At 62.6% G+C, this 24,521-nt stretch carries 24 protein-coding genes; 14 read left to right on the forward strand and 10 right to left on the reverse strand.

Annotated features, from left to right (window positions below; all coding sequences use genetic code 11):
* Positions 1 to 144 precede the first annotated feature (144 nt).
* The 3 genes from BLP99_RS13740 to BLP99_RS13750 form a co-directional block, all read right to left on the reverse strand.
* Positions 145 to 912, reverse strand: coding sequence for a TerC family protein (locus tag BLP99_RS13740; protein ID WP_072398238.1), 768 nt, complete (start codon positions 910 to 912; stop codon positions 145 to 147).
* 75 nt (positions 913 to 987) lie between these two features.
* Positions 988 to 2,295, reverse strand: a complete 1,308-nt coding sequence (locus tag BLP99_RS13745; protein ID WP_072398236.1) for a CitMHS family transporter — start codon at positions 2,293 to 2,295, stop codon at positions 988 to 990.
* 428 nt (positions 2,296 to 2,723) lie between these two features.
* Positions 2,724 to 3,062, reverse strand: coding sequence for a DOPA 4,5-dioxygenase family protein (locus BLP99_RS13750; protein WP_092180531.1), 339 nt, complete (start codon positions 3,060 to 3,062; stop codon positions 2,724 to 2,726).
* Positions 3,063 to 3,146: 84 nt separating this feature from the next.
* Between BLP99_RS13750 and BLP99_RS13755 the strand changes: the two genes are divergently transcribed.
* Positions 3,147 to 3,806 carry an NAD(P)-dependent oxidoreductase gene (locus BLP99_RS13755; protein WP_072398232.1) on the forward strand — a complete coding sequence of 220 codons (660 nt, stop codon included), beginning with the start codon at positions 3,147 to 3,149 and terminating at the stop codon, positions 3,804 to 3,806.
* A gap of 33 nt (positions 3,807 to 3,839) precedes the next feature.
* Here the strand turns inward: BLP99_RS13755 and BLP99_RS13760 are convergent, their stop codons facing one another.
* Positions 3,840 to 4,790, reverse strand: coding sequence for a choline sulfate utilization transcriptional regulator (locus BLP99_RS13760; protein WP_092180533.1), 951 nt, complete (start codon positions 4,788 to 4,790; stop codon positions 3,840 to 3,842).
* 114 nt (positions 4,791 to 4,904) lie between these two features.
* On the opposite strand from BLP99_RS13760, the gene betC reads away from it, so the two are divergent.
* The 3 genes from betC to BLP99_RS13775 all read left to right on the forward strand — a co-directional run bounded on the left by betC (position 4,905) and on the right by BLP99_RS13775 (position 9,124).
* The gene (betC, locus tag BLP99_RS13765; protein ID WP_072398229.1) at positions 4,905 to 6,419 is read left to right on the forward strand and encodes a choline-sulfatase; all 1,515 of its coding nucleotides are present in this window, start codon (positions 4,905 to 4,907) and stop codon (positions 6,417 to 6,419) included.
* Positions 6,420 to 6,434: 15 nt separating this feature from the next.
* Positions 6,435 to 7,355, forward strand: a complete 921-nt coding sequence (gene choX / locus BLP99_RS13770) for a choline ABC transporter substrate-binding protein (RefSeq protein WP_072398204.1) — start codon at positions 6,435 to 6,437, stop codon at positions 7,353 to 7,355.
* A gap of 200 nt (positions 7,356 to 7,555) precedes the next feature.
* Entirely contained in the window at positions 7,556 to 9,124 is a 1,569-nt protein-coding gene (locus BLP99_RS13775) for a SulP family inorganic anion transporter (RefSeq protein WP_092180535.1), read from the forward strand.
* Positions 9,125 to 9,252: 128 nt separating this feature from the next.
* Here the strand turns inward: BLP99_RS13775 and aroE are convergent, their stop codons facing one another.
* Both aroE and hemF read right to left on the reverse strand, forming a co-directional pair.
* Positions 9,253 to 10,074, reverse strand: coding sequence for a shikimate dehydrogenase (gene aroE / locus BLP99_RS13780; RefSeq protein WP_076405844.1), 822 nt, complete (start codon positions 10,072 to 10,074; stop codon positions 9,253 to 9,255).
* Between the two features lie 13 nt (positions 10,075 to 10,087).
* Positions 10,088 to 11,002, reverse strand: coding sequence for an oxygen-dependent coproporphyrinogen oxidase (hemF, locus tag BLP99_RS13785; protein WP_072398198.1), 915 nt, complete (start codon positions 11,000 to 11,002; stop codon positions 10,088 to 10,090).
* 164 nt (positions 11,003 to 11,166) lie between these two features.
* On the opposite strand from hemF, the gene BLP99_RS13790 reads away from it, so the two are divergent.
* Complete coding sequence (locus BLP99_RS13790) at positions 11,167 to 12,144, forward strand: NADPH:quinone reductase (RefSeq protein ID WP_072398196.1); 978 nt, start codon at positions 11,167 to 11,169, stop codon at positions 12,142 to 12,144.
* 157 nt (positions 12,145 to 12,301) lie between these two features.
* Here the strand turns inward: BLP99_RS13790 and BLP99_RS13795 are convergent, their stop codons facing one another.
* The 3 genes from BLP99_RS13795 to BLP99_RS13805 all read right to left on the reverse strand — a co-directional run bounded on the left by BLP99_RS13795 (position 12,302) and on the right by BLP99_RS13805 (position 15,140).
* Positions 12,302 to 12,859: an L-threonylcarbamoyladenylate synthase type 1 TsaC gene (locus tag BLP99_RS13795; protein ID WP_014335849.1), complete on the reverse strand. Its 558-nt coding sequence runs from the start codon at positions 12,857 to 12,859 to the stop codon at positions 12,302 to 12,304.
* 74 nt (positions 12,860 to 12,933) lie between these two features.
* Complete coding sequence (gene dprA, locus BLP99_RS13800) at positions 12,934 to 14,034, reverse strand: DNA-processing protein DprA (protein WP_072398194.1); 1,101 nt, start codon at positions 14,032 to 14,034, stop codon at positions 12,934 to 12,936.
* An 80-nt stretch (positions 14,035 to 14,114) separates the two neighbouring features.
* On the reverse strand, positions 14,115 to 15,140 hold the full coding sequence (locus BLP99_RS13805) for a LysM peptidoglycan-binding domain-containing protein (RefSeq protein ID WP_076405842.1): 1,026 nt from the start codon (positions 15,138 to 15,140) through the stop codon (positions 14,115 to 14,117).
* A gap of 178 nt (positions 15,141 to 15,318) precedes the next feature.
* On the opposite strand from BLP99_RS13805, the gene def reads away from it, so the two are divergent.
* From def to BLP99_RS13830, 5 genes are all read left to right on the forward strand, one after another.
* Positions 15,319 to 15,825 carry a peptide deformylase gene (def, locus tag BLP99_RS13810; RefSeq protein WP_072398190.1) on the forward strand — a complete coding sequence of 169 codons (507 nt, stop codon included), beginning with the start codon at positions 15,319 to 15,321 and terminating at the stop codon, positions 15,823 to 15,825.
* A gap of 71 nt (positions 15,826 to 15,896) precedes the next feature.
* A complete protein-coding gene (gene fmt / locus BLP99_RS13815) occupies positions 15,897 to 16,856 on the forward strand; it encodes a methionyl-tRNA formyltransferase (RefSeq protein WP_072459516.1) in 960 nt (319 codons plus the stop codon).
* On the forward strand, positions 16,853 to 18,163 hold the full coding sequence (rsmB, locus tag BLP99_RS13820; RefSeq protein ID WP_076405841.1) for a 16S rRNA (cytosine(967)-C(5))-methyltransferase RsmB: 1,311 nt from the start codon (positions 16,853 to 16,855) through the stop codon (positions 18,161 to 18,163). Before fmt ends, rsmB begins: the two co-directional genes overlap by 4 nt.
* A 24-nt stretch (positions 18,164 to 18,187) precedes the next feature.
* Positions 18,188 to 19,561 (forward strand): Trk system potassium transporter TrkA, encoded by a 1,374-nt coding sequence (trkA, locus tag BLP99_RS13825; protein WP_072398176.1) that lies wholly within the window; start codon positions 18,188 to 18,190, stop codon positions 19,559 to 19,561.
* 176 nt (positions 19,562 to 19,737) lie between these two features.
* Positions 19,738 to 20,049: a tetratricopeptide repeat protein gene (locus tag BLP99_RS13830; protein WP_072398157.1), complete on the forward strand. Its 312-nt coding sequence runs from the start codon at positions 19,738 to 19,740 to the stop codon at positions 20,047 to 20,049.
* Between the two features lie 9 nt (positions 20,050 to 20,058).
* Here the strand turns inward: BLP99_RS13830 and BLP99_RS13835 are convergent, their stop codons facing one another.
* Positions 20,059 to 20,325, reverse strand: a complete 267-nt coding sequence (locus BLP99_RS13835) for a DUF2790 domain-containing protein (protein ID WP_072398155.1) — start codon at positions 20,323 to 20,325, stop codon at positions 20,059 to 20,061.
* 275 nt (positions 20,326 to 20,600) lie between these two features.
* Here BLP99_RS13835 and BLP99_RS13840 point away from each other — a divergent pair, with 275 nt between their 5' ends.
* From BLP99_RS13840 to BLP99_RS13855, 4 genes are all read left to right on the forward strand, one after another.
* Positions 20,601 to 21,341, forward strand: a complete 741-nt coding sequence (locus BLP99_RS13840; protein ID WP_072398154.1) for a response regulator — start codon at positions 20,601 to 20,603, stop codon at positions 21,339 to 21,341.
* A complete protein-coding gene (locus BLP99_RS13845; RefSeq protein ID WP_092180537.1) occupies positions 21,338 to 22,651 on the forward strand; it encodes an ATP-binding protein in 1,314 nt (437 codons plus the stop codon). Before BLP99_RS13840 ends, BLP99_RS13845 begins: the two co-directional genes overlap by 4 nt.
* Positions 22,652 to 22,861: 210 nt before the next feature.
* Entirely contained in the window at positions 22,862 to 23,509 is a 648-nt protein-coding gene (locus tag BLP99_RS13850) for a ferric reductase-like transmembrane domain-containing protein (RefSeq protein ID WP_072398151.1), read from the forward strand.
* 109 nt (positions 23,510 to 23,618) lie between these two features.
* Positions 23,619 to 24,485 carry an alpha/beta fold hydrolase gene (locus tag BLP99_RS13855; protein ID WP_072398150.1) on the forward strand — a complete coding sequence of 289 codons (867 nt, stop codon included), beginning with the start codon at positions 23,619 to 23,621 and terminating at the stop codon, positions 24,483 to 24,485.
* The last annotated feature ends 36 nt before the right edge of the window (positions 24,486 to 24,521 follow it).

Consider the following 24,521-nt stretch of genomic DNA (forward strand, 5'->3'; position numbering starts at 1 on the left):
GAGCGTGCTCGCGATGGGGCCCCGACATTCAACCTCTTCATTGCCCACAGACCGCTATCGCGAGCAAGCTCGCTCCCACAGGGGCCTTTCTCCGGGCATGAAAAAGGGGCTCCAGAGAGCCCCTTCGTTCATTGCCCCGTATCGTTACTGACCGGGAACATCCTTGCGCAGTTTCACTGGATCCTGCTGCTTGCGCTTGCGGGCCATCGCGGTGCGCATCTTGATGTTGATGGCTTCCACCGCCAGGGAGAACGCCATGGCGAAGTAGACGTAGCCCTTAGGTACATGCACATCGAGGGACTCGGCGATCAGCACGGTACCGACCACCAGCAGGAACGACAGCGCCAGCATTTTCAGCGACGGGTGCTTGTCGATGAACTGGCTGATGGTGCCCGAGGCCAGCATCATCACCAGGACCGCCACGATGATCGCCGCCACCATGACCGGTACATGGGAGACCATGCCCACGGCGGTGATGACCGAGTCCAGGGAGAACACGATGTCGATGATCGCGATCTGGATGATGGTGTAGATGAAGCTGCCGCCCTTGCCCGCAGGCGCCTCGTTGCTTTCGTCTTCACCTTCCAGGGCGTGGTACATCTCCTGGGAGCTTTTCCACAGCAGGAACAGGCCACCGAAGAACAGGATCAGGTCACGACCGGAGATACCCTTGCCGAACACTTCGAACAAATCGGTGGTCAGGCGCATGACCCAGGTGATGGACAACAGCAGCAGGATCCGCGTGATCATGGCCAGGGCCAGACCGAAAATCCGGGTGCGCGCCTGCATGTGCTTGGGCATGCGGCTGACCAGGATCGAAATCATGATGATGTTATCGATGCCCAGGACAATTTCCAGGGCCGTCAGGGTAAAGAAGGCAACCCAGATTTCCGGGTTGGTCAGCCATTCCATGTGAGTTCCTTTGAGCGTTTGTTAGGCCGCGTCGCTTCGGTTCGTAGGAGAGCGACGCAGCGTCATATGTTGCTTTTATAGAGTGCTGAACAGCGGAAAAATCCCCATCAGCAAGGCGGCGAACATTATGCACAGGCAAACCAGTACTGCCCACTTCAGCGTGAAGCGCTGGTGGTCGCCGAACTCGATCCCGGCCAAGGCTACCAGCAGGTAGGTGGACGGAACCAGCGGGCTCAGCAGGTGCACGGGCTGGCCAACGATGGAGGCACGTGCCATTTCAACCGGCGAGATACCGTAATGACTGGCTGCTTCGGCCAGCACCGGTAACACCCCGTAATAAAATGCGTCGTTGGACATGAAGAAAGTGAACGGCATGCTGGCCAGCGCGGTAATCACGGCCAGGTACGGGCCGAGGAAATCCGGGATCACGGCCAACAGGCTCTTGGACATGGCGTCGACCATACCGGTACCGGACAGGATGCCGGTGAAGATACCCGCCGCGAAAATCAGCCCGACCACCGCCAGTACGCTACCGGCATGCGCCGCAACGCGGTCTTTCTGCTGCTGCAGGCAAGGGTAGTTGACGATCATCGCGATGCTGAAGGCCACCATGAACAGCACCGGCAGCGGCAGCAGGCCAGCGATCAGGGTACACATCAGGCCCAGGGTCAGCGCGCCGTTGAACCAGATCAGCTTCGGACGGCGGGCGTCCGGGAACTGGGAAACGCTGATCTCGCTGTGATCCATTTCCTCGCCCACCAGGTGCAGTTCACCCAGGCGCGCACGCTCGCGCTTGCCGTACATATAGGCAATCACAAGGATCGCCACGACACCGAAGGCCATCGCCGGGATCATCGGAACGAAGATGTCGGACGGGTCGACATGCAACGCACTGGCCGCACGCGCCGTCGGGCCGCCCCAAGGGGTCATGTTCATCACGCCGCCGGCGAGGATGATCAGGCCGGCCATGATCCGTGGGCTCATGCCGATGCGGCTGTAGAGCGGCAGCATCGCGGCCACGCAGATCATATAAGTGGTCGCGCCGTCACCATCGAGGGAGACGACGAGCGCCAGAACGGCGGTACCGACCGAAACTTTCAGCGGGTCGCCCTTGACCAGCTTGAGAATCTTGCGCACGGCCGGGTCGAACAGGCCGGAATCGATCATCAGCGCAAAATACAGAATCGCGAACATCAGCATCACCCCGGTCGGGGCGAGCTTGGTGATGCCTTCGAGCATCATCGGGCCGATTTTCGGCGCAAAACCACCGAACAGGGCGAACAGGATCGGAATGATGATCAGGGCGATCAGCGCGGACAGGCGCTTGGTCATGATCAGGAACATGAAGGTGATGACCATGGCGAAGCCAAGGAAAGTCAGCATGGGGAATACTCCAGGCGTGGCGTGGCGGGTAAAGGCGAACCGCAGAGGTCAGCGCAGAACGAGAGGCACGGAACGGACGGATGGAGTGGGTACGACGGGATGAATAGCAGAGGACATCAGGGTCACCATTGTTGTTGTTAAAAAGGCCAGACGCGCATTCGAGCTGCGTCTCGGGCCGCCGGTCTTTTGCCGGGAGTGGGGGCGATCCTAATCGCGCTAGCTTTCATCAAGCTTTCGCAGGGTAAATGGGGGACGAGCCGCAGATGATGACCTTGTTAGGCGGCACTGCTGTGGCGAGGGGATTTATCCCCGCTGGGGCGCGAAGCGGCCATGAAACCTGTCATCGTGTAATACCCGGAGAATGCACTCTGCCCTTTTGGGCCTGCTGCGCAGTCCAGCGGGGATAAATCCCCTCGCCACAGGAGCAATCAAGTTCTTGCGGCAAACACCGAAAGATCCAACGGCCGCATCGCGCCCATCCAGATCGCATGGTCGGTGTGGTCCTTCAGGTCATCGCCGGTGTCCGGGTGCAGGAAGATCACCAGGCCATTGCGATTGAGCGCGAGCCACGGCAGGACTACGCCGATGTACTGCGGGTCGAACGCCAGCTGGCAACTCCAGTCCGGATGAGGGCCGACCGGACGCTGGTGGACCCGGCCCATCTTCAGCGCAAACAGCTGCGCCGCTTCCTCACACAGTGCCCGGGCCTGGTCCAGGGTGCTGGCATCGAAATAGACGTGGGCATGATAGCCCTTGATCCGTTGCATCTTTCACTCCTTGTCCTGCAAGGCCGAACCCTCCGGGTTTTCCACGGGTCAGAGGCTTACATGCGGTAAAAAAGGAAAACAGCCATGAAGAACGCCGAAACCCCGGTCATCAAAGTGGTGCTCTATGGTGCCATGAGCAGCCTCGGCAGTGCGTTGATGGCTGAGATGCTGCGGCGCCAGCATGAAGTCATTGCCATTCTCGATGATCTCACGGCGCTGGCGCCGCGTCCGGGCCTGCGGGCCAAGACGGGGGATCTCTATGATCCCGAACGGGTCAAGCAGAGCGTCGCCGGTACCGACGCGGTGGTGTGTCTGCTGAACGCTCCGGGTTTGCCGATGAACAGCGAACAGGTGGAGCGCACGCTCATTCCGGGCCCGGTGGAACAGGTGCTGGCGGTGGATGCCTTGATTGCCGGGATGCAGGCGGTCAAGGTTTCCCGGTTGTTCCTGGTGGGGGATTTCGCTGTGCTGGACGAGGAACAGGTCGAAGACGACCTGCAGCGTCATGCCGCCGAGGAGATCCTCGATGCCCTGCGACACAGCTCGCTGCAATGGACCCTCGTCAACTCACCCTATGCCGCCGCCGGGTTGAGTATCGAGCATTTCAGCCAGGTCAGCACCAGCCTGGAACCCGGCGTGGCCGAGTCCCTCGAAAGGCTCAACCGTGTGGCGGTCGGCATTGCCGATGAGCTGCGCCTGAACCTGCATGTGGGCGAACATGTGAATTTCGTGGCTGCCACCTGATCCCCAGCCCCGACGAGCGAGCGCCCTGGCCACTCAGACGGCAATCGACGGTAATGGCAAGCCGGTAAGCGACTCGCCACTGTTGGCCTGTTCTTCCATCAGCCAGTCCACGAACTGCTTGATCAGGACGCCGCGTCTTTTGCGCTGGGGCAAGACGACGTGGTACCCCAGCCGCGACAGCACCGTCTCGGTAATCGGACGACAGAGCAGGCCTTGGGCCAATAAGTTATCCACAAGGTGCCGCCAGCCAATGGCGACGCCCTGGCCGCCAATCGCCGCCTGGATCAGCAGGGTGTAGTTGTCGAAACGCAGTTGCCCGGGGGCCGGTGGCGAGGTGATGCCCAGTTCCCGGAACACGCCGCTCCAGTCGAACCAGTTGCTGCTGTTACTGCCTCGCAAATGCAGCAAGGGCAGCTCGGACAACGCCTGGGCGGACAAGGGCAGGGGACGTTCCTTGAGCAGCAGCGGGCTGCACACCGGAAATACTTCTTCGCTGAACAACCAGCGACTTTCGCCTTGTTTGAAGCGACCGTCGCCAAACAGCACAGCAACGTCGATATCGGTACGCAGCATGTTGTGGTTACGCTCGCTGGTCACCAGGCTGACATCCACCTGTGGGTTGGCCGCATGGAAACGGTGCAGGCGCGGCATCAGCCAATAGGCCGCGAAAGCGAAGTCCGTGGCCACCTGCAACACTTCGTGCTGGCGTTGAGCGGTGATGGCGTTGAGTCCCTCGTCGATGTTCTGCAGCCCCGCCTGCACTTGTTCGAACAGGATCGTGCCGGCCTCGGTCAGCTCGATCCCGCGATAGATCCGGTCGAACAGGCGCGTGCCCAGTTGTTCTTCAAGGCGCTTGATCTGCTGGCTGATGGCCGGCTGCGTGGTCCCCAGCTCGACGGCCGCCGCCGTGAAGCTGCGTTGGCGAGCCGCGGCTTCAAAGGCACGGAACAGGTCCAGGGACAGGTCACCCAAGGCGTCATACATAAGCTGTGCTTATCCTAGTTATTGTTCTGCATGGGCTTTACCGCAACAGACACGGGGCACATGCTCGATCGCAGCAATTTCCCATAACCGCTCACTATGGAATGCCGCGAACACATGAAGCGCAAGAACATTCTTTTCATCATGGCCGATCAGATGGCCGCGCCAATGTTGCCGATCTATGGCTCTTCGCCGATCAAGCTGCCTAACCTGTCACGCCTGGCCGACCAGGGCGTGGTATTCGACGCCGCGTATTGCAACAGCCCGCTGTGTGCACCGTCGCGCTTTACCCTGGTGAGCGGCCAGTTACCCAGCAAGATCGGCGCCTACGACAACGCGGCGGATTTTCCCGCTGATGTCCCGACTTATGCCCATTACCTGCGACGCCTGGGCTATCGCACGGCGCTGTCCGGCAAGATGCACTTTTGCGGACCCGACCAGTTGCACGGCTACGAAGAACGCCTGACCAGTGATATCTACCCCGCCGACTACGGCTGGGCCGTGAACTGGGACGAACCGGACGTGCGGCCGAGCTGGTACCACAACATGTCTTCGGTGTTGCAGGCCGGGCCTTGCGTACGAACCAATCAGCTGGACTTCGATGAAGAGGTGGTCTTCAAGGCCCAGCAGTATCTGTTCGACCACATCCGCGAGGACGGCGACCAGCCGTTCTGCCTGACCGTGTCGATGACCCACCCCCATGACCCGTACACGATTCCCAAGACCTTCTGGGACCTGTATGAAGACAAGGACATCCCGCTGCCCCACACGCCGGCGCAAAGCGAGCTCGACCCGCATTCCCAGCGCCTGTTGAAAGTCTATGATCTGTGGGACAAGCCCCTGCCTGTGGATAAGATTCGCGATGCCCGTCGTGCCTACTTCGGTGCGTGCAGCTACATCGACAGCAACATCGGCAAGCTGCTGCAGACCCTGGAGGATACCGGCCTGATGGACGACACCATCATCATCTTCTCCGGCGATCACGGGGACATGCTCGGTGAGAAAGGCCTCTGGTACAAAATGCACTGGTTCGAGATGGCCGCTCGTGTGCCGCTGCTGATCAGTGCGCCTGGCCAATTCGCCAGCGGCCGCGTCGGCGCGGCGGTGTCCACTGCCGATCTGCTGCCGACCCTGGTGGAACTGGCCGGCGGCACCCTGGAGCCGGGCCTGCCCCTGGATGGCCGGTCGCTGGTGCCGCACCTGCAAGGGCAGGGCGGGCACGATGAAGTGTTCGGTGAATACATGGCCGAAGGCACCATCAGTCCCTTGATGATGATCCGTCGTGGTCCGTGGAAATTCATCTACAGCGAAGACGACCCGTGCCTGCTGTTCAATGTTCGAAACGATCCCAGGGAACTGGAGGATCTCAGCCAATCGCCGGATCACCAGCAGCTATTCGCCGATTTTCTCGCCGAAGCGCGAGCCAAGTGGGACATCCCAGGCATTCATCGTCAGGTGCTCGCCAGTCAGCGGCGCCGTCGTTTCGTCGCCCAGGCGCTGACCCTGGGCAAACTCAAGAGCTGGGATCACCAGCCGCTGGTGGACGCCAGCCAGCAGTACATGCGCAATCACATCGACCTCGACGATCTGGAGCGCAAGGCCCGTTATCCACAACCCTGCCAAAACCAATAACGTAAGGGGAAGCACATGCAAAAGTTATCCACAGTACTGACCGCCGGGCTGTTGGCGTTGAGCAGTGCTTCGGCGTGGGCCGAGCAGAGCTGCGAAACGGTGAAGATGGCCGACCCGGGCTGGAGCGATATTGCGGCGACCAACGCCATTACCGGTTTGCTGCTGGACGGCATGGGATACAAGCCCAGAGTGGATACCCTGGCGGTGCCGATCACCTTCGGCGGCCTCAAGGACGGTCAGGTCGACGTCTTCCTGGGTAACTGGATGCCGGCGCAGCAGGGCTTCTATGACAAGTTCGTGGCCACGGGCGATGTCACGCAGTTGGCCAAGAACCTGGACGGCACCGAGTTCACCCTGGCGGTTCCGGATTACGTGTGGGATGCAGGTGTGCATAACTTTGCCGACCTGAACAAATTTGCCGACAAGTTCGACAAGAAAATCTACGGCATCGGTTCTGGCGCCCCGGCCAACCTATCCTTGAAGGAAATCATCAAGACCAATGATTTCGGCATGGGCGAGTGGAAACTGGTGGAGTCCAGCGAACAGGCGATGCTGGCGGAAGTGTCCCGGGCCGTGAAGAAACAGAAATTCGTGACTTTCCTCGGCTGGACGCCGCACCCCATGAACGTGCAGCTCAAGATGCATTACCTCAAGGGTGGCGAGAAATATTTCGGCGAGACAGGCAGTGTCTATACCCTGACCCGCAAGGGTTATGCACAGGCCTGCCCGAACGTTGGCAAGCTGTTGACCAACCTGAGTTTCACCCAGGAAATGGAAAACAGCATCATGGCCGACGTGGTGAACAACAAGGTCAGCAACGCCGAAGCGGCCAAGGCCTGGATCAAGGCCAACCCGGCGGTGCTGGACAAATGGCTGGACGGCGTGAAGACCCTGGATGGCAAGGATGCGCTGGCGGCGGTGAAAGCCAAGCTGTAAGGCCGGCCTGTGGCGGGGGTTTATCACCGTTGGACTGCGAAGCAGCCCTGAAGCCCCCCAGCGTGCCAGGGATGGCGCCAACCGATCGGGGAGGTTTCGCAACCCAGCGGGTTAAATCCTCTCGCCACAGATATGACCTTCACAGAGAGAGCGGCGCGCTGTCCTGTTACTCTTTCGCCAAACCCCATCCCTGAGGCCCCATGGCAATCCCCACGCGCCATTCACTCTTTCCCTTCCTGAGCTGGCTGCCCCGGCAGACCCGCCAGAGTGTCGGCCGCGACCTGATCGTCGGCCTGAGCGGTGCGATTCTCGCGTTGCCGCAATCCATCGCCTACGCCCTGATTGCCGGCTTGCCCCCGGAGTACGGTTTGTACGCGGCCATCGTGCCGGTGCTGATCGCCTGCCTGTGGGGATCGTCGTGGCACCTGATCTGCGGGCCTACGGCGGCGATCTCCATCGTCTTGTACGCCAGCGTCAGCCCTCTGGCCGTGCCGGCTTCCCAGGACTACATCACCCTGATCCTGCTGCTGACGGTACTGGCGGGCATTTTCCAATGGTTGCTGGGGCTGTTGCGTTTCGGCGCCCTGGTGAATTTCGTTTCGCACTCGGTGGTGCTGGGTTTCACCCTGGGCGCGGCGGTGGTCATCGCCCTTGGGCAATTGCCCAACCTGCTGGGCCTGGACCTGCCGAACGAAGCCACGGCGCTGAAGGGCCTGTTGATGTTGCTCAGCCATATCCAGGCTGTGGATAAACCTTCCTTGCTGCTGGGCTTGGGAACACTGGTGCTGGGTGTGGTGCTCAAGCGGCTGCTGCCGCGCTGGCCGAGCCTGTTGATAACCCTGGTCATCAGCAGCCTGGTGGTCTGGCTGTGGCCGACGATGTTCGGGCATGTGGCGCTGGTCAGTGCCTTTGTCGGGCGCCTGCCGCCCTTCACGCCGCTGCCGCTGGACCTGGAGCTGATACTGCGTCTGCTACCCGGGGCCGTTGCGGTGGGCATGCTGGGGTTGGTGACCAGTTTGTCCATTGCCCGTTCGCTGTCGGTACGCTCCGGGCAATTGCTCGATGCGAACCAGGAAGTCAGGGCCCAGGGCCTTTCCAATATCGTGGGAGGTTTCTTTTCCGGCTCGTTGTCGGCCGGTTCCTTCACTCGCTCCGGCCTCAGTTATGAAGCGGGGGCCTGTTCGCCCCTGGCCGGGGTGTTCTCGGCATTGTGGGTGGCCTTGTTCGCGGTGGCCGGTGCGAAGCTGATCTCGCACATCCCTATTCCGGCCATGGCCGGCAGCATTCTGCTGATTGCCTGGGGATTGGTGGACCATCGTGGCATCCGGGCGTTGTACCGGGTAAGCCGCTCCGAATTCATGGTGATGGGCCTGACGTGCCTGGCCACCTTGCTGCTGGAGCTGCAGACTGCCATCTATGCCGGTGTGTTGGCCTCGCTGTTTTTTTACCTCAAGCGCACCTCGCAGCCCCGAGTGCAGCACTCCCGCGAAGGGGACGCCGATATCCTGCGGGTCGGTGGTTCGATCTTTTTCGGGGCCAGCCATTACCTGCAGGTACGCCTGCAACGTTTGCAGGCGCAACAGGTGGTGATCGATGCCCAGCAGATCAACTTCATCGATTATTCCGGGGTGGAAATGCTCCATCAGGAAGCCCGCCGGCTGCGCACCCAGGGACGCCGCCTGACCTTGCGCAAGGCCAGGCCCCATGTGGTGGAGGAGTTGATGAAGCTGGAGGGGCCGCAGCACTGCCCGATTCTCTTCGAAGACTGAAGGCGCGCAGAGAGCTCAAGGCCCATACGCCTGTGGAAGGGGATTTAGCGGAACGTCGCATCGCTCCGCTTTTTTTGGACTGTTTCGCACTCCAACGGGGATAAATCCCCTCGCCACAAGCCAAAAGCCTACAGGGCCAACTGGCGGCGCAGCTCCGCCAGTACCGGCGCCGTGTCCGGGCGTATCCCGCGCCACAGAAAAAACGCTTCGCCGGCCTGTTCGGCCAGCATCCCCAGGCCATCCATCGCCACCGCCGCGCCTTGCTCACGGGCCCAACGGCAGAACGAAGTCGGCTCCTTGCCATACATCATGTCGTAGCAGAAGGTCTTGCCGGGTTCGATCAGGCTTGCGGCAATCGGCGGTACGTCTCCGGACAGGCTTGCAGACGTCGCATTGATGATCAGGTCCACCGGCTCTCGCAGCCAATCGAAGCCACTGGCCGAGACGGGGCCCAGGTCAGCGAACAGCTCCGCCAGCAATTCGGCTTTTTCCACCGTGCGGTTGGCGATGATCACCGAGGCCGGCGCTTCGGCCAGCAGCGGTTCCAGGGCACCACGCACGGCCCCGCCCGCGCCCAGCAACAGGATGCGCTTGCCCTTGAGGCTGAAGCCGGCGTTGACGGTGAGGTCCCGCACCAGCCCGGCACCATCGGTGTTGTCGCCCAGCAGGCGGCCGTCGTCCAGCTTGCTCAGGGTGTTGACCGCCCCGGCCCGCTGCGCCCGCTCGGTCAGGCTGTCGGCCAGTCGGAAGGCGTCTTCCTTGAACGGTACCGTGACATTCGCCCCGCGACCTTCGCGGAAAAATTCCCGTGCGCAACCGGCAAAATCGTCCAGGGGGGCCAGAAGGGTGCTGTAGTCCAGCGTCTGTCCGGTCTGCTCGGCAAACAGGCGATGGATCAACGGCGACTTGCTGTGGCCGATCGGGTTACCCATTACAACGTAGCGGTCCATGGTCGTTCCCCGTTCAGGCTGTCGCCAGCCAATCACGATCCTGCAGGAAGTACTCGGTCAGCCGCGCCTCTTCGCTGCCCGGTTCGGCTTTCCAGTCGTAGCCCCAGCGCACCTGTGGTGGCAGGGACATCAGGATCGATTCGGTCCGGCCGCCCGATTGCAGCCCGAACAGGGTGCCGCGGTCGTAGACCAGGTTGAATTCCACGTAGCGTCCACGGCGGAACTCCTGAAATTCGCGCTGCTTGGCAGTGAAGGGATCATGTTTGCGGCGGCGCACGATGGGCAGGTAGGCATCGATGTAGGCGTCGCCGATGGCGCGGATGAACGCGAAGCAGGTGTCGAAATCCCACTCGTTGAGGTCGTCGAAGAACAGGCCGCCGATGCCCCGGGGTTCGTTCCGGTGCTTGAGGTGGAAATAGCTATCGCACCAGGCCTTGTAGCGCGGATAGACCTCCGGGCCGAACGGGGCGCAGGCTTGCTCGGCCACACGGTGCCAATGCACGCAGTCTTCTTCCACACCGTAGTAAGGCGTCAGGTCGAAGCCGCCGCCGAACCACCAGACCGGCTCTTCGCCTTCCTTTTCGGCGATGAAGAAACGCACGTTGGCGTGGGAGGTCGGTACATGGGGGTTGTGGGGGTGGATGACCAGCGACACCCCCAGTGCCTCGAAACCGCGCCCGGCCAGTTCCGGCCGGTGGGCGCTGGCCGACGGTGGGAGGCCGCTGCCAAAGACGTGGGAAAAGTTGACGCCGCCCTTTTCGATCACCGTACCGTTTTCAATCACCCGCGTACGACCGCCACCACCGGCAGGCCGGGCCCAGGCGTCTTCGACGAAACGAGTGCCGCCGTCCTCGGTCTCCAGGGCGGCACAGATACGGTCTTGCAGGTCGAGCAGATAGGCTTTCACGGCCTCGGTGCGAGTGGTCATGACATCACCTTGATCAGGGCTGGGCTACGCGGCGTACGACGGGCCGGGTGGCAAATGGGCGCACAGGATAACATCGCGTTCGGCAACGCCACAGTTGACGAAGGCCAGGCTTAGGAGTCCGATAGCAGGCTTGGTAAAAAGCCCGCGATAAGGAGAAAGTGAAGATGGCCAAACGTATCCAGTTCAGTTCCCACGGCGGTCCCGAGGTACTCGAGTACGTGGACTACCAGCCTGCCGAGCCGGGGCCGCAGCAGGTGCGCGTCAGCAATCGGGCGATCGGCCTGAATTTCATCGACACCTACTACCGCAGCGGCCTCTACCCACCACCGGCGTTGCCTTCGGGGTTGGGTTCCGAAGGGGCGGGTGTGGTGGAAGCGGTCGGCAGTGCTGTCACGCGATTCAAGGTGGGCGACCGGGTGGCCTATGGCAGCGGTCCGCTGGGCGCCTACAGCGATGTGCATGTATTGCCCGAAGCCAACCTGGTGCATCTGCCCGAATCCATCGGTTTCGAACAGGCCGCCGGCGTGATGCTCAAGGGCCTGACCGTGCAGTACCTGCTGCGCCAGACCTATGAAATCAAGGCGGGCGAAACCATCCTGTTCCATGCCGCCGCCGGGGGCGTGGGTTCCCTGGCCTGCCAATGGGCCAAGGCCCTGGGCGTGAAGTTGATCGGTACCGTCAGCTCGCCGGAAAAAGCCGCTGTCGCCAAGGCCCATGGCGCCTGGGAAACCATCGATTACAGCAAGGAAAACGTCGTACAGCGTGTGCTGGAATTGACTGACGGCAAGAAAGTCCCGGTGGTGTACGACGGGGTGGGCAAGGACACCTGGCTGACCTCCCTGGACTGCGTCGCTCCCCGTGGCCTGGTGGTGAGCTTCGGCAACGCTTCGGGTGCGGTGGACGGTGTGAACCTGGGGATCCTCTCGGCCAAAGGCTCGCTGTATGTCACCCGCCCGACCCTGGCAACCTACGCCAACAACGCCGAAAACCTGCAGCGCATGGCCGACGAACTGTTCGGGATGATCAGCAGCGGCAAGCTCACGGTGGATATCAACCAGCGGTATCCGCTGGCGGAAGCGGCCAAGGCCCAGACCGAACTGTCGGCGCGGCGGACGACGGGGTCGACCATCCTCCTGCCTTGAGCTACACGGACGAAGGTGTCCTGCAGAACCTGTGGGAGCGAGCCTGCTCGCGATGGCGGCGTATCAGTCGACTTCAATGTTGGCTGGCCTGACGCTATTGCGAGCAAGCTCGCTCCCACAGGGGGTTCTGTGCAGGATGCAGAATTTGTATCCCGCCTCAGTCCGGGCGCACGACCTTCCCTGTCGCCAGGTCGCGAATCACGCTGGGGTTCTTGCGCCCACCCAGGTTGCCGCCGAGTACCAGGTCGATCTGCCCACGGAAGTACTGCTCGACACGAATCCGCGTGCGCGCCGCCGGGCGACCCTGAGGGTTGGCCGAGGTGGACACCAGCGGCCCGACCAGCGAGCACAGGTCTCGTACGGTGGGGTGATCGCTGACCCGCAGGGCTACCGTGTCGTGCACGCCGGTAATCCATTCCGGCAGCAGGTTCTGGTGAGGTACCAGCCACGTATTGGGCCCCGGCCAGGTGCTGGCCATGCGGTCCATCCAGGTTTCGGGGAAGTCTTCGAACAGGAAATCGAACTGGTGGATGTTATCGGCCACCAGGATCAGGCCCTTGTCGGGCAGCCGCGACTTGATCGCCAGCAGGCGCTCCACCGCCTCCTCGTTCCACGGATCGCAGCCCAGGCCCCAGACCGCTTCGGTTGGATAGGCAATCACCGCCCCGGCGCGAATTTCTCGCGCGGCTTGTTGCACACGCCAACTGTTGACCATGAAAGTTCTCCGCAACACACAATTAAGGCTGCGTGCAGTTTACCGATCTTCCCCATAAAACCCAGCAGGTAAACCTAACCGGCCCGCGCAAGCCAGCGTCCGTTGTCACACACGGCCAGCCCTTGCATCTCCAGTTCGGTCAGTGCCGCCAGCACTTTGGGCAATGCCCAGCCGCTGGCATCGGCCAGGGCCTCGCTGGTAAGCGGCGCGGCGTGGAGCAGGCGCAACAGCGGGTGCGCCGAGGCGACCGGCTCCCAGGTCGACGGGAGACGCTGCCAGCCCCGCAAGGCTTCGAGGATATGCTCGACGGTTTCCACCAGCGCCGCTCCGTCGCGGATCAATTGGTGACAGCCCCGCGCGCCCGGGTGATGGATCGACCCTGGAATGGCATAGACCTCGCGGCCCTGTTCCGCGGCGAGCCGTGCGGTGATCAGTGAACCGCTGGCGACACTGGCCTCCACCACCAGCACGCCGAGGGACAGGCCGCTGATGATCCGGTTGCGACGTGGAAAGTTGCCGGCATGGGGTGGAGCGTCCAGTGGGAATTCCGAAAGCACTGCGCTGCCTTGGGCAATCATGGCGTCGGCCAGCCGACGATTGCGCTGTGGATAAAAATTTTCCAGCCCGGTGCCCAGCACGCCGACGGTCTGCCCTCCGACGTCCAGCGCCGCTTGATGGGCCGCCGCATCGATACCCAGGGCCAGCCCGCTGGTAATGACGAAGCCGGCGCTGGCCAGGCTCCGGGAAAAGGCCGCCGCGGTATCCATGCCCGGCCGCGAGGCGCGACGACTGCCGACCATGGCCAGTTGCGGTTTTTCCAGGATCCCGGGGTCGCCGGCGGCGAAGAGCAGCGGTGGCGCATCGCTGATCTGCGCCAGCAATGCCGGGTACTCAGGCTGGTCCCACATCAATAAATGCTGGCCCGCGCGCTCCAGCCAGGCCAATGCATGGGCGGCGCCATCGCGTACATCCGGGTTGCGGCGCGCCTCGGCACAGGCCATGGGCAACCCCAGCGCACGCCACGCGCTGGCCGGCGCGCTGACGGCGCTGGAGGCCGAACCGAAGGCCTCCATCAGGGTCATGAAACGTCTGGGCCCAAGCTCCGGCAAGCGGTGCAGGCGTAGGCGAGCTTCCAGTTCCGCCGGGGAAACCGAAGCGAATTCAGGCAATGACATCGGATCATCCTTGATCGTTATTAGCCCCGAACAAACGGGAACAAGCTGTGGATAACTCTGTTGGTAACTTGTGAGACCCGTTATGGATTGCGCACCTTGTCGAGGATCGCCAGCGACCGCGAGGCATACAGCACCAGGCCATAGCTGAGCTTGTCGTAGGTGCGGAAAACCATCAGCAGGCCGGCCCTTTCGTCGGGAATCTTCACCGGTTCGCCGGTGATGCGGTCGCGTACGGTTTCCCCGGTCTTCATCACCGCCAGGACGTTGCCTTCGGCCAGGCCGTCGCGGCGACCCTTGTTCAGGGTCACCACATCCAGGGCGCCGATCTGGGTCACGCCCCGGGGCACGTCGAGGATCAGTCCGTCGATCTGCGACTTCGGTGCGCTGGGCATGAAGGTGGAGTTGATGGCCCGTTCTTCGCCGCTGAACAGACGATCGCCGAGACGAACTTCCTGGGTGGTGCGTTGCAGGGCCAGGGTGGTGACGTCGCCTTCGGTGGCGACCACTTCACCGCCGCCGATGTCGTCGGCATTGATGCCCAGGAATTCCTTGGTTTCGGGATCGGTGTAGACCTTGCCCTGACGGAAGATGCCGTACGCCGACTGGTTTGCATCGAACGTGCCGCGGGCGAAGATCCGGTCGCCCATGCCGCTGAGGACCCGTTCGGCGTCGCCCGCGACCACGTAGGGGGCCTTGTCGAAGTCCTCGGCGCTGTCGATGATGCGGTTGCTCAGCAGGAAGCTGTTGATGGCTTGCAGCGGTATGCTGGGGATGGCATCGGCCACCGGCGAGCTGCGCACGCGCGGCGACAGCTTGATGGTGCCCCGCGAGGCGCCGCGGCTGAGGGTCAATCGGGGCTGGCCGTTGACGTAGACCAGCGACAGGGTGTCGCCGGGGTAGATCAGGTTCGGGTTTTCGACCTGCGGGTTGGCCTGCCAGAGCTCGGGCCATTTCCAGGGCTCGCGCAGGTATTTGCCGGAAATGTCCCACAGCGTGTCCCCCGGCACCACTGTGTATTGCTGCGGAAAACCTTCCCTAAGTTGCACTTGCCCGTGCGCGATGCCGGCCGAGGCCAGAAGGAGCAGGGCGAGTAGTGATTTCCTCATGCGGTGAATCCCTTTATCATGTGCGTTCGCGTAAAACGCCAGAGCCCCCATGGCTCGCTCCGTGGGCTGCTGCGTTTCAGGGCAGCTCCAAGAGCGACGTTTTACAACGGTAGCCTGCATCCCAAGACACGCCAGGCCAGCCACCCGACTTTACCTCACACGTGCATTTATCAAGCTTATGGCCATTTTGAACATTCTCGAGTTTCCCGATCCGCGCCTGCGCACTATCGCCAAACCGGTGGCCGTAGTGGACGACGAAGTGCGCCAGTTGGTCGATGACATGTTTGAAACAATGTATGAAGCGCCAGGCATCGGCCTCGCCGCGACCCAGGTCAACGTACACAAGCGTATCGTGGTGATGGACCTCTCCGAAGACCGCAGCGAGCCGCGGGTGTTCATCAATCCGGAGTTCGAAACCCTCACCGACGAGATGGAGCAGTACCAGGAAGGTTGCCTCTCGGTCCCAGGCTTCTACGAAAACGTCGACCGCCCGCAGAAGGTCAGGATCAAGGCCCTGGACCGTGACGGCAAGCCGTACGAACTGATCGCCGAAGGCTTGCTGGCGGTGTGCATCCAGCACGAATGCGACCATCTCAACGGCAAGCTGTTCGTGGATTATCTGTCTACGCTCAAGCGTGACCGGATCAAGAAAAAACTGGAAAAGATCCATCGCCAGAATGCTTGATGCCCCCCTTCAAAGGCTTGCCGCGGCAAGCCTTTTTCTTTATGCGACCGCTTTGTAATCGAGAGCTTCCCATGACTGAGCCACTGCGCATCGTCTTTGCCGGCACGCCCGAGTTCGCCGCCGAACACCTCAAGGCCCTGCTGGCCAGCCCCCATGACATCGTTGCGGTCTACACCCAGCCGGATCGGCCCGCCGGTCGCGGGCAGAAACTGATGCCCAGCCCGGTCAAGCAACTGGCCCTGGAAAATGGCCTGCCCGTCTCGCAGCCGCCGACCCTGCGTGACCCACAGGCCCAGGCTGAACTGGCCGCGCTGAAGCCGGACCTGATGGTGGTGGTCGCCTATGGCCTGATCCTGCCTCAGGTGGTGCTGGACATTCCGCGCCTGGGTTGCATCAACAGCCACGCTTCACTGTTGCCGCGCTGGCGCGGTGCGGCGCCGATCCAGCGCGCCGTGGAAGCGGGCGATGCCGAGAGTGGCGTGACCGTGATGCGCATGGAAGCCGGCCTGGACACCGGGCCGATGCTGCTCAAGGTGACGACCCCCATCGGCGCCGACGATACCGGCGGCAGCCTGCATGACCGTCTCGCGCTCATCGGCCCGCCGGCCGTGGTCCAGGCCATCGCCGGCCTGGCTGCCGGTACGCTGGCCGGCGAAGTGCAGGATGACAGCCTTGCCACCTACGCCCACAAGTTGAACAAGGATGAGGCCCGCATCGACTGGAGCCGTCCGGCCATCGAGCTGGAGCGATTGGTGCGCGCCTTCAATCCCTGGCCGATCTGCCACAGCACGCTGGGCGGCGAGACGCTGAAGGTGCTGGCCGCCCGCCTCGCCGAAGGTGCGGGCTCCCCCGGGCAGATCCTCGATGCCAGCAAGGACGGTCTGGTTGTCGCGTGCGGCGAGCAGGCCTTGTGTCTGACGCGTCTGCAATTGCCCGGCGGCAAGGCGCTGAATTTCAGCGATTTGTACAACAGTCGCCGTGAGAAATTTGCCGTCGGCACCGTGCTGGGCCACGTGGCGGACGCCTCATGAACCCGCGTCTGGCCGCCGCCAGGGCGCTTGCCGCGGTCCTCAGTGGCAAAGCCTCGCTCAACAGTTCCCTGCCGACCCAGCTGGACAAGGTCGAAGACCGCGACCGCGGTTTCACCCAGGACCTGGCCTTCGGCACCGCCCGCTGGCAGCCGAGGTTGTCAGCGCTGGCCGCCAGGCTCTTGCAGAAACCGTTCAAGGCTGCCGATGCCGACGTCGAAGCCCTGCTGCTGGTGGGGCTCTATCAGTTGCTCTACACCCGCGTTCCGGCCCACGCCGCCATCGGCGAGACCGTAGGCTGCGCCGACAAGTTGAAGAAGCCGTGGGCCAAGGCCCTGCTCAATGCCGTGCTGCGCCGCGCCCAGCGCGAAAGCGAAAGCCTGCTGGCCGAGCTGGAACATGACCCGGTGGTGCGCACCGCCCATCCGCGGTGGCTGCAGAAGTCCCTGAAGGCCTTCTGGCCCGAGCAATGGGAGGCCATCTGCGCCGCCAACAATGCCCATCCGCCGATGATCCTGCGGGTCAACCGCCGCCATCACACCCGCGATGCCTACCTGGCTTTGCTGGGCGAGGCGGGCATCCCGGCCAGGCCCTGCGTCTATAGCCGCGACGGCATCCTGCTGGAAACTCCGGGGGACGTACGCACGCTGCCGGGGTTCGCCGAGGGCTGGATCAGCGTCCAGGACGAAGCCGCGCAACTGGCCGCCGACCTGCTGGACCTGGCGCCAGGCCAACGGGTGCTGGACGCCTGCTGCGCCCCGGGGGGCAAGACCTGCCACATCCTCGAAGCCGAGCCCGGGTTGGCCGGTGTGGTGGCCGTGGACCTGGAAGCCAAGCGCCTGGTGCGGGTGAAGGAGAACCTCGAACGCCTGGGCCTGGCAGCCGAGCTGATCGCTGCCGATGGCCGCGACACCGCTTCTTGGTGGGACGGCAAGCCGTTCCAGCGGATCCTGCTGGATGCACCGTGTTCGGCCACCGGCGTGATCCGTCGCCACCCTGATATCAAGCTCACCCGCCAGCCGGACGACATCGCCGCGTTGGCGGTTCTGCAGGGCGAATTGCTCGATGCCCTGTGGTTGACCCTCGAGGTGGGCGGCATCCTGCTCTATGCCACCTGTTCGACGTTGCCGACCGAGAACACCGAGGTGATCGACGCCTTCCTCGCCCGGACTCCGGGCGCCCGGGAGCTGGACATCGCCAGCCAGGCCGGCCTGAAGCAGCCACACGGCCGCCAGTTGCTGGCCCAGGAGGGCGGCCACGATGGGTTTTATTACGCCAAGCTGATCAAGATCGCCGCCACACGCGGTTAAGACCGATTCGATAGGAGTGACCGGATGAAAATCATCATCCTCGGTGCAGGGCAGGTGGGGGGTTCGCTGGCTGAGCATCTGGCCAGCGAGGCCAATGACATCACCGTGGTCGACACGAACGGCGAGCGCCTGCGGGACCTGGGCGATCGTCTCGATATCCGTACCGTGCAAGGACGCGGTTCCCTGCCGACAGTGCTGCGCCAGGCCGGCGCCGACGATGCCGACATGCTGGTGGCCGTGACCAACAGCGATGAAACCAACATGGTGGCCTGCCAGGTGGCCCACACCCTGTTCCACACCCCGACCAAGATCGCCCGGGTGCGGGAAGCGGCCTACCTGACCCGCGCCGACCTGTTCGACAACGAAGCGATTCCGGTGGATGTGTTGATCAGCCCCGAGCAGGTGGTGACCAACTACATCAAGCGCCTGATCGAGCACCCCGGCGCCTTGCAGGTAATCGACTTTGCCGAAGGCAAGGCGCAACTGGTGGCGGTCAAGGCCTACTACGGCGGCCCGTTGGTAGGGCAGCAGTTGCGCCAGCTGCGCCAGCACATGCCCAATGTGGAAACGCGGGTCGCGGCGATTTTCCGACGTGACCGGCCGATCCTGCCTCAGGGCGACACGGTGATCGAAGCCGACGACGAAGTGTTCTTCATCGCCGCCAAGGCCAATATCCGCGCGGTGATGAGCGAAATGCGTCGCCTCGACGAGAAAAACAAGCGCATCGTGATCGCCGGTGGCGGGCAGATCGGCGAGCGTCTGGCCGAAGCCATCGAAAGCCGTTACCAGGTGAAGATCATCGAGATGAACCCGGCGCGCTGCCGTTATCTCTCGGACACCCTCGACAGCACCGTGGTATTGCAAGGCAGCGCCTCGGACCGTGACCTGCTGCTGGAAGAAAACATCGCCGACGCCGACATCTTCCTGGCCCTGACCAACGACGACGAAGCCAACATCATGTCGTCGCTGCTGGCCAAGCGCCTGGGGGCGCGGAAGGTGATGACCATCATCAACAACCCGGCCTATGTCGACCTGATCCAGGGCGGCGAGATCGACATCGCCATCAGCCCGCAGCTGGCAACCATCGGCACCCTGCTGGCCCACGTGCGGCGTGGCGACATTGTCAGCGTGCACTCCCTGCGTCGTGGCGCGGCCGAGGCCATCGAGGCGATCGCCCACGGCGACGCCAAGTCCAGCAAGGTCATCGGCAAGGCCATCCGCGACATCGGCCTGCCACCGGGTACCACCATCGGCGCGATCATCCGCGATGAAGAAGTGCTGATCGCCCATGACGACACCATGATCCAGGCCGGCGACCATGTGATCCTGTTCCTGGTGGACAAGAAGCACATTCGCGACGTCGAGAAGCTGTTCCACGTGGGGTTGAGTTTCTTCTGATCCGGGATGCGCAGTGACGCAAAGGGCCTCATCGCGAGCAGGCTCGCTCCCACAGAGGATCTTCATTGCTCACAAATGTTGTGAACAACGCCGACCCCTGTGGGAGCCAGACTGCTCGCGATAGCTATCTAGCAGCCAACGGATCAACCCCTGACACAACCAATAAGGACGCCGCCATGCTCGACTCCCTGGAAAAAATGCTCGCCAAGGGCGTGGATAACGCACTGCTGCGCTTCGGCCTGGGCAAGGGGTACCTGGACCTCGGCGAATTCACCCGCGCCGCCGAACACCTGCAGCGCTGCGTCGAATTCGATCCCAAATATTCAGCCGCATGGAAACTGCTGGGCAAGGCTCATCAAGGGCAAGGCGACCTGGCGGCAGCACGTCGTGCCTGGGAACAAGGCCTTGAGGCCGCCCGCGCCCATGGCGACAAACAGGCGGAAAAAGAGATGGCGGTGTTCCTCAGGAAACTGGATCGCCATCCCTGAGCTCCCACCTCAGCCCCCTTGATTGTTGCAATCGGCTGCCTGCTTGAGGTATGTCAGGGCTCGCTGTTCGCCCATGGAGTCGAGGTAGGTGATGTGCGCATTCACCAACCCGCAGGTCTGGCCAGCGTCTTCGGTCAGCGAAACCACTTTCGCAATGTCCAGGTGGGTGCCGTAGGAGTAGGTTTCGCTTGCTGCGTTGGCTTGGGCCATGGCGGGTAATGCGCCGGCGCTCAGGGCGGTCATCAGGCAAGCAGTGGCAATGGTTTTCAGGTTCATGGTCGTTTTCCTTCAATGAGTTCGATGGCGTCATCGAGGCGATTCATGTTGTCTCGATGGAGCTCATTAAAGGCCTGGGAGGTATCTCGGCTGTGTCGAGAAATACCTCGGTTGGATGGGTTACGTATCTGAGGTGGGTTGCGATACAGAGCGATACAATCGCCACTGTTTTTGCTTGGCCTCGGTCTGGACAGGCTGAACTGCGGTGCCCTGCCATCCGGCAGCAAAGCATCGCCATACTGCGCAACTGATGCGCGCATTTCGGAGAGCAGGGCATGGAACATGTCGATCACGTATTGATCGTGGATGATGATCGGGAAATCAGGGAGCTGGTCGGCAACTACCTGAAGAAAAACGGTCTGCGCACCACCGTGGTTGCCGATGGGCGCCAGATGCGGGCCTTTCTCGAAACCAACCAGGTGGATCTGATCGTGCTCGACATCATGATGCCGGGGGATGACGGGCTGCTGCTGTGTCGCGAACTGCGCGCCGGAAAACACAAGGCGACCCCCGTGCTGATGCTGACGGCTCGCACCGACGAGACCGACCGCATCATTGGCCTGGAGATGGGGGCCGACGACTACCTGGCCAAACCCTTCGCTGCCCGGGAGCTGCTGGCGCGGATCAATGCCGTGCTTCGGCGTACCCGCATGCTGCCGCCCAACTTCGTCGTCACCGAAAGCGGCCGCCTGCTCAAGTTCGGCCGGTGGCGCCTGGACACCACCGCCCGCCATCTGCTCGATGAAGACGACACGCTCGTCTCCCTGAGCGGCGCCGAGTACAGGCTGCTGCGGGTATTTCTCGATCATCCCCAGCGGGTACTGAGTCGCGACCAACTGCTCAACCTGACCCAGGGCCGTGACGCGGACATCTTCGATCGCTCCATTGACCTGCTGGTCAGCCGCGTGCGGCAGCGTTTGATGGATGACGCGCGCGAACCCCTCTACCTCAAGACTGTGCGCAACGAAGGCTACGTCTTTACCTTTGCGGTGGAAGTGCTTGGGGAACAGGCATGAAGCTCGCCTTGCAATGGCCCCGCACGCTGGCCTCGCGGCTGTGGCTGGTGTTCCTTGTCGGTCTGATCCTCGCCCAATCCCTGACGTTCGCAGCCCAGTACTACGAACGCTACCAGAGCACCAAGACGGCGATGCTGGGCAACTTCGAACACGACACAGCGACGTCCATCGCCATTCTCGACCGTCTGCCGGCCGCCGAGCGCCTGGAGTGGACCAAACGCCTGCAGCGTCGCAACTATGACTATCTGCTGCGCGAGCACGACCCTGGCATTGCACTTGCCTCGAACGATCTCGCTGCGACTGCGGCGCAGTCACTGCAGGCCTCCCTGGGCCGCAACTATGACCTGACCTTCGTCGAGATCCCCGGCCCTCGCCAGCATTTCCAGGCCCAGGTGCGACTGGCTGACGGCAGCCCGGTCACCATCGATGTGCGCCCTTCGGTCAGGCCGTTGTCGCCCTGGTTGCCCTTTGTCCTGTTCGGTCAGTTGGTGTTGATGATCGGCTGCACCTGGCTTGCCGTGCGGATCGCGATCCGCCCCCTCAGCCGCCTCGCCGAGGCGGTCGAGAACCTCGACCCGAACGCACACCCGGTGCAGTTGGATGAAAACGGCCCCCGGGAAGTGGCGTATGCCGCCCGGGCCTTCAACAGCATGCAGGCGCGTATCGCCGCGTACCTGAAAGAACGCATGCAATTGCTCGCGGCCATTTCCCATGACCTGCAGACGCCCATTACGCGCATGAAGCTGCGCGCCGAGTTCATGGATGACTCGGTCGAGAAAGACAAACTGGGCAACGACCTGGACGAAATCGAGCACCTGGTGCGTGAAGGTGTCGCTTATGCGCGCAGCGTCCATGGCGCGACTGAAACCAGTTGCCGTATCAGCCTGGACTCCTTTCTCGACAGCCTGGTGTGCGACTACCAGGACACCGGTCGAGAGGTCAGCCTGATCGGCAAGAACGGCGCGGTCATCGAGACAAGACCCCATGCCCTGCGTCGTATCCTGGTGAACCTGGTGGATAACGCGCTGAAGTACGCCGGCACCGCCGAAGTGGAAATCTGCGGCAACGCCAGCACAGGCGTTTCCATCAAGGTGCTTGACCGAGGGCCGGGGATTCCCGAGGAGATCCTGGCCGAGGTGGTCAAGCCGTTCTACCGGGTGGAAAGCTCACGCAACCGCAGCACTGGCGGCACCGGCCTGGGCCTTGCCATCTCTCAGCAGTTGGCCAACGCGATTGGCGGCTCGCTGAGCCTGCGCAACCGCGACGGCGGTGGTCTTTGCGTGACCCTCGACTTCAGCGTCGATCTGTAGGCCGTGCTGGCTGCACCTTGTGTGCAGCCTCTACCGGCCGGATCCAGGGGCCATTTGTAAGCCACTGTATCCAGCCCATTCACATACTCATAAGAACGTATAACCGCCGGTTGTCGAACATAGCCGGTATACATGCCGCTGCAAGAATTCTCCCCATCGACTCGCCACCGGATCCCCGAATGGCGAGCCCTCACGACAGGAGAACTTGCGATGAATACCCAATCCTACCGCCCCCAGGGCTGGCAACTGTTCGGCCTGATCGCCGCCCTGGTGGTGGCGATGAGCATCGCGACCGTGGCGGTGCAACCTGACCTGGTGGAGGGACTGCGCAGCGCCATCCGCGCCACCGCCCGTTCTTCCTTCGTACTGTTCCTGATCGCGTTCACCGCATCGGCCTTCGCCGTACTGGTGCCTTCACCACTTTCCAAGGCACTGGTTCGTGAGAGGCGCTTCATCGGCCTCGCCTTTGCCTTCTCCCACCTGATACATGCCGTACTGATCTACGGGTATGGGCAGCTCAACACCGAGTTCTGGCCGGCCCGCACCGTTGCCAACAACATCCCGGGCGGCACCGCCTACGCCTTCATCCTGCTGATGGCACTGACGTCATTCAAAGGGCCAGCCCGACTGCTGGGACCCAAGGCATGGAAGACATTGCACGTCACCGGCATGTGGATCATCGCCGCTGTGTTTGCCTTCTCCAACTTCAAACGCATCCCGATGAGCGACTGGTACGTGCTGCCCTTCGGCATCACCTGCGCCGCCGTGGCGATCCGCCTGGTGGGCAAGCTGGCCATGGCCAACAAACGCAGCCAAGCCAGGCAGGCGTCGATGCGCCGAGGGGCGGTCGCCTCCTGATAGACCTGCGATCCACAGCAAACGAAGCCGCCTTCTCAGACACGACATATCGCTTCGATAGATTTCTCGGAAGCAGTCATTCCGACTGCCTAAAAACAAGGAAACAAAAATGAGCACTCGCACCCAGACTCCTCAGGCCCAGGCCGGCAGCTATATCACCACTCAGGACGGCGTACAGCTCTACTACAAAGACTGGGGCCCGAAAGATGGGCCAGTCGTCACCTTCAGCCACGGCTGGCCGCTGAATTCCGACAGCTGGGAATCCCAGATGCTGTTCCTGGCTGACAAAGGCTATCGGGTGATCGCCCACGACCGTCGCGGCCATGGCCGCTCCAGCCAGCCGTGGGAAGGTAACGACATGGATCACTACGCCGATGACCTGGCCACCGTGATCGACACCCTGGACCTCAACGACATCACCCTGGTGGGGTTCTCCACCGGTGGCGGCGAAATCACCCGCTATATCGGCCGCCACGGTACCGACCGAGTGAAGAAGGCCGCACTGATCAGCGCCGTTCCGCCGATGATGCTCAAGACCGAAGACTACCCAGGCGGCCTGCCGATCGAAGTGTTCGACGGCCTGCGCCAGGCCTCGCTGGACAACCGCTCGCAGCTGTATCGCGACATCGCGTCGGGTCCGTTCTTCGGCTTCAACCGCGACGGGGCGAAAGTCTCCCAGGGGCTGATCGATTCGTTCTGGGTGCAGGGCATGCAAGCGGGCCACAAAAACACCTATGACTGCATCGCGGCGTTCTCGGCGACGGACTTTCGCGCCGACCTGGCCACGTTCGACGTCCCGACACTGATCGTGCACGGCGACGATGATCAGATCGTCCCGATCGACGCCTCCGCCCATGCCGCCGCCAGGCTGGTGCGCAACGCCGAGTTGATCGTCTATCCGGGCGCGCCGCACGGCCTGACCGACACCCACAAGGACCGCCTCAACCAGGATCTGCTGGACTTCCTGGGCAAGTAAGCCCATCGCATCCGCTCATGTGCCGCCCGGGACATG

The organism is Pseudomonas sp. NFACC32-1, from assembly GCF_900101215.1.
In the GTDB taxonomy this organism is placed as follows: domain Bacteria; phylum Pseudomonadota; class Gammaproteobacteria; order Pseudomonadales; family Pseudomonadaceae; genus Aquipseudomonas.